This is a genomic window from Proteus sp. fly-1008, assembly GCF_040140305.1.
Taxonomy (GTDB): domain Bacteria; phylum Pseudomonadota; class Gammaproteobacteria; order Enterobacterales; family Enterobacteriaceae; genus Proteus; species Proteus vulgaris_B.
Map to the genome: position 1 here is coordinate 1 of NZ_JBEEWH010000024.1, position 4,514 is coordinate 4,514.

At 51.2% G+C, this 4,514-nt stretch carries 4 protein-coding genes and 1 pseudogene; 2 read left to right on the top strand and 3 right to left on the bottom strand.

All coding sequences use genetic code 11. The annotated features are described in order from the left end of the window. Window positions 1-540: pseudogene (locus ABN256_RS18605) on the top strand (ISL3-like element ISPpu12 family transposase); the annotation flags it as partial. Window positions 541-719: 179 nt separating this feature from the next. Here the strand turns inward: ABN256_RS18605 and ABN256_RS18610 are convergent. The 3 genes from ABN256_RS18610 to dfrA32 form a co-directional block, all read right to left on the bottom strand. Next, window positions 720-1,511 (bottom strand): ANT(3'')-Ia family aminoglycoside nucleotidyltransferase AadA2, encoded by a 792-nt coding sequence (locus ABN256_RS18610; RefSeq protein WP_001261740.1) that lies wholly within the window; start codon window positions 1,509-1,511, stop codon window positions 720-722. 84 nt (window positions 1,512-1,595) lie between these two features. After that, a complete protein-coding gene (gene ere(A) / locus ABN256_RS18615; RefSeq protein ID WP_032084014.1) occupies window positions 1,596-2,816 on the bottom strand; it encodes an EreA family erythromycin esterase in 1,221 nt (406 codons plus the stop codon). Window positions 2,817-3,008: 192 nt separating this feature from the next. Then, on the bottom strand, window positions 3,009-3,482 hold the full coding sequence (gene dfrA32 / locus ABN256_RS18620) for a trimethoprim-resistant dihydrofolate reductase DfrA32 (protein WP_032084013.1): 474 nt from the start codon (window positions 3,480-3,482) through the stop codon (window positions 3,009-3,011). A 157-nt stretch (window positions 3,483-3,639) separates the two neighbouring features. Here dfrA32 and intI1 point away from each other — a divergent pair. Continuing rightward, window positions 3,640-4,514, top strand: an 875-nt coding sequence (gene intI1 / locus ABN256_RS18625; RefSeq protein WP_059333222.1) for a class 1 integron integrase IntI1, incomplete at its 3' end; no start/stop codon positions are given.

Here is a 4,514-nt window from a genome sequence, read left to right on the forward strand (position 1 = left end):
AAACCGTCCCAGAGCCGGACTCTCAAGGGAGACCGGAAAATCCTGCTGAAACGCGCTCACGAAGTCTCAGACCGGGAGCGCCTCATCATGGAGACCTGGACAGGCGCGTTCCCGCAACTGCTGGCCGCCTACGAGCACAAGGAGCGCTTCTACGGCATCTGGGACGCCACCACACGGCTCCAGGCAGAAGCCGCCCTGGACGAGTGGATAGCCACCATCCCGAAGGGCCAAAAGGAAGTCTGGAGCGATCTGGTCAGGGCAGTGGGAAACTGGCGCGAAGAGACCATGACCTACTTCGAGACGGACATGCCCGTCACCAACGCTTACACGGAGTCCATCAACCGACTGGCCAAGGACAAGAACCGTGAAGGGCGCGGTTACTCCTTCGAGGTGATGCGGGCACGAATGCTCTACACCACGAAGCACAAGAAGAAGGCACCGACTGCGAAGGTCTCTCCTTTCTACAAGAAAACCATCGGTTACGGACTGCCGGACTTCGCAGAGGAACTCAACTACGGAGTGGATCTATCAACCATCTGAGGGTGGTATCAGATTGATGGGGTGAAGGTGCCCCATCAACCATTAAATCCGTATACCCAAAATAATAAAAGCAGACTTGACCTGATAGTTTGGCTGTGAGCAATTATGTGCTTAGTGCATCTAACGCCGGAGTTAAGCCGCCGCGCGTAGCGCGGTCGGCTTGAACGAATTGTTAGACATCATTTACCAACTGACTTGATGATCTCGCCTTTCACAAAGCGAATAAATTCTTCCAAGTGATCTGCGCGTGAGGCCAAGTGATCTTCTTTTTGTCCCAGATAAGCTTGCTTAGCTTCAAGTAAGACGGGCTGATACTGGGCAGGTAGGCGTTTTATTGCCCAGTCGGCAGCGACATCCTTCGGCGCGATTTTGCCGGTTATTGCGCTGTACCAAATGCGGGACAACGTAAGCACTACATTTCGCTCATCGCCGGCCCAGTCGGGCTGCGAGTTCCATAGCTTCAAGGTTTCCCTCAGCGCCTCGAATAGATCCTGTTCAGGAACCGGGTCAAAGAATTCCTCCGCTGCCGGACCTACCAAGGCAACGCTATGTTCTCTTGCTTTTGTAAGCAGGATAGCTAGATCAATGTCGATCATGGCTGGCTCGAAGATACCCGCAAGAATGTCATTGCGCTGCCATTCTCCAAATTGCAGCTCGCGCTTAGCCGGATAACGCCACGGGATGATGTCGTCATGCACGACAAGGGTGACTTCTATAGCGCGGAGCGTCTCGCTCTCGCCAGGGAAAGCCGAAGCCTCCATAAGGTCATTGAGCAATGCTCGCCGCGTCGTTTCATCAAGCTTTACGGCCACAGTAACCAACAAATCAATATCGCTGTATGGCTTCAGGCCGCCATCCACTGCGGAGCCGTACAAATGCACGGCCAGCAACGTTGATTCCAGATGGCGCTCAATGACGCTTAGCACCTCTGATAGTTGGTTCGAAATTTCGATGGTCACCGCTACCCTCATGATGTCTAACGCGCTGATCACCGGCGGTTGAAAACCGTCCGGTGGATTCGCAGGTTATGCTCCCTCATTTTCATTTCCGGTTTCCTATAGGGCAACTAGGCTGTCCTTGCCGGCGCTTGGAACACAGACGATGGCATCAAATGCCTCGCTCAATTTCGTTTTTACAGAGGCGCTTTGAGACCGCATTCGCTTTGCTTCCATGGGGGCATCTGTCAATGTCAGACATGAATTCTCCGTACCACAGGCGTCGATGACATACTGTTCCATACTATCCTCACGGATTGCATCGGCAGGCGTGGTCACAACAGAGAATCCAAGAGGACTGTCGGGCGATGGGAAATGCATTTCCGGCACGGTGGGTCCAAGATGGGTGAATGCAATCGCACGGTAATTCACCCTCTCTGCGAGGTGCTGCCCCATGGGAACAGCCGTAAGCTCGCCTGAAAAGGAGACTGGGGTTTTTTGTAAATGATTGTTGTGCGCCAGCAGAATTATCTTCACATCCGGATTCGCTCGAACCATTCCATCTACTACGCCCGCCATATACGAGTCACGTACGGAAGTATCTCCCTCAAGAGAGGTACCATCGAAGAAAGTTTTCATTATACGCAAGGTTTCCAACGTATACTCTATCGATTCTATTCGATCAGAGGCTTTTCGGAACAAATCGCTGTTGACGTGTTTTTTCAGTACAGGGGCAAGCGACGCCAAGCGGAGCTTCAATCTGGTTACCCCTGAGATAGCTTTCTCCTGCCGAGCCGTTTCTAGCTCCCCCCATTTTGCCGATGAAATAACCGCCGACTGGCCATCAATGGACGCCAACAAGTGAGTCAGCATATCAACGTGCGGTTTCATGAGGTGATCGATGAGCTGGATAATTTCGGCCAATTGCGCTAGGTCGTCCCTTGGGTTCAGGGTGTTGGGTAAGTCGATTCCGACTAACTGCAGTTTTCTTCCTGATTCGCGGAGATATGATTTCAGCCAGATCAGCACTGAGCCATACACAGAAAAGGTCAGGGTATCCGAAAATCGCTCAAGTTCATGAGCACCGGCTGTTGAGTTGAGCCATTCAGATAACCGGGATGCCTGAATCGCCCCACATTCCAAACCAATCGCATTAAAATCATGCCTTTCGACCAAATAGCGGATAAGACTTGCTCTAGCCAGTGAAAACTCCGCGACAAAATGAGCGCCCTCGCCAATGCCGACAATTCGGGCGCCCTCAATTACGGAAGTAAGAATCTCAAACTCATTGAAGTCCAGATTTTGAGGCTGTAAAAGTGTTCTGGTCGTTCTCCACGTCATTATTTTACCTTTGCGTTTATTACTTTAATCGCCATACGTTCGCTTCGCCAACAACCCGGGTCACAGCATAACGCCGAGTTCAGCGGCAGTTTTTAAGTTGTGGTTTTATGGAATATTTTTGCGCAGCAAAACCATAAAACCACAACTTAAAAACTGTCCAAGGAGCGGAGCGACTGGTGCTGCAACGACTTGTTAGCCTTTTTTCCAAATTTGATATGTATAATTTATATTAGACACAAAAAACTGTTCAAAAACCAAGTTGAAACCTTCAGGTAATATAGGGAATTTAATATCACCTTCAACCTCAACATGAATAGTAGATAGATGAATTATATCTGCTTTTTCAATAAGGCTTTCATAGATTTGCCCCCCACCCGAAATATATACATGATCTGTAATTTTAGATAGTTCTTGCAAAGCATTTTCTATTGAAGGAAAAACCAAGACGTTTTCATTTGACCCTGAAATTCCATTCTTTGACACTACTGCATATTTGCGATTTGGAAGAACTCCCATAGAGTCAAATGTTTTCCTTCCAACAAGAAGCCACTGATTGTATGTGAGCGCCTTAAAGATTAGCTGCTCACCTTTTGCTGACCACGGAATATCAGGACCACTACCGATTACGCCATTTTCTGACACTGCAGAAATCAATGAAATTTTCAATTTAACTCCCGATATGGCTAACTTTGTTTTAGGGCGACTGCCCTGCTGCGTAACATCGTTGCTGCTCCATAACATCAAACATCGACCCACGGCGTAACGCGCTTGCTGCTTGGATGCCCGAGGCATAGACTGTACAAAAAAACAGTCATAACAAGCCATGAAAACCGCCACTGCGCCGTTACCACCGCTGCGTTCGGTCAAGGTTCTGGACCAGTTGCGTGAGCGCATACGCTACTTGCATTACAGTTTACGAACCGAACAGGCTTATGTCCACTGGGTTCGTGCCTTCATCCGTTTCCACGGTGTGCGTCACCCGGCAACCTTGGGCAGCAGCGAAGTCGAGGCATTTCTGTCCTGGCTGGCGAACGAGCGCAAGGTTTCGGTCTCCACGCATCGTCAGGCATTGGCGGCCTTGCTGTTCTTCTACGGCAAGGTGCTGTGCACGGATCTGCCCTGGCTTCAGGAGATCGGAAGACCTCGGCCGTCGCGGCGCTTGCCGGTGGTGCTGACCCCGGATGAAGTGGTTCGCATCCTCGGTTTTCTGGAAGGCGAGCATCGTTTGTTCGCCCAGCTTCTGTATGGAACGGGCATGCGGATCAGTGAGGGTTTGCAACTGCGGGTCAAGGATCTGGATTTCGATCACGGCACGATCATCGTGCGGGAGGGCAAGGGCTCCAAGGATCGGGCCTTGATGTTACCCGAGAGCTTGGCACCCAGCCTGCGCGAGCAGCTGTCGCGTGCACGGGCATGGTGGCTGAAGGACCAGGCCGAGGGCCGCAGCGGCGTTGCGCTTCCCGACGCCCTTGAGCGGAAGTATCCGCGCGCCGGGCATTCCTGGCCGTGGTTCTGGGTTTTTGCGCAGCACACGCATTCGACCGATCCACGGAGCGGTGTCGTGCGTCGCCATCACATGTATGACCAGACCTTTCAGCGCGCCTTCAAACGTGCCGTAGAAGGCACTGTTGCAAAGTTAGCGATGAGGCAGCCTTTTGTCTTATTCAAAGGCCTTACATTTCAAAAACTCTGCTTACC

Excerpts from the sequence above, each read along its gene's own strand:
- ABN256_RS18610 (WP_001261740.1), bottom strand. The coding sequence starts at position 1,511 with ATGAGGGTAGCGGTGACCATCGAAATTTCGAACCAACTATCAGAGGTG.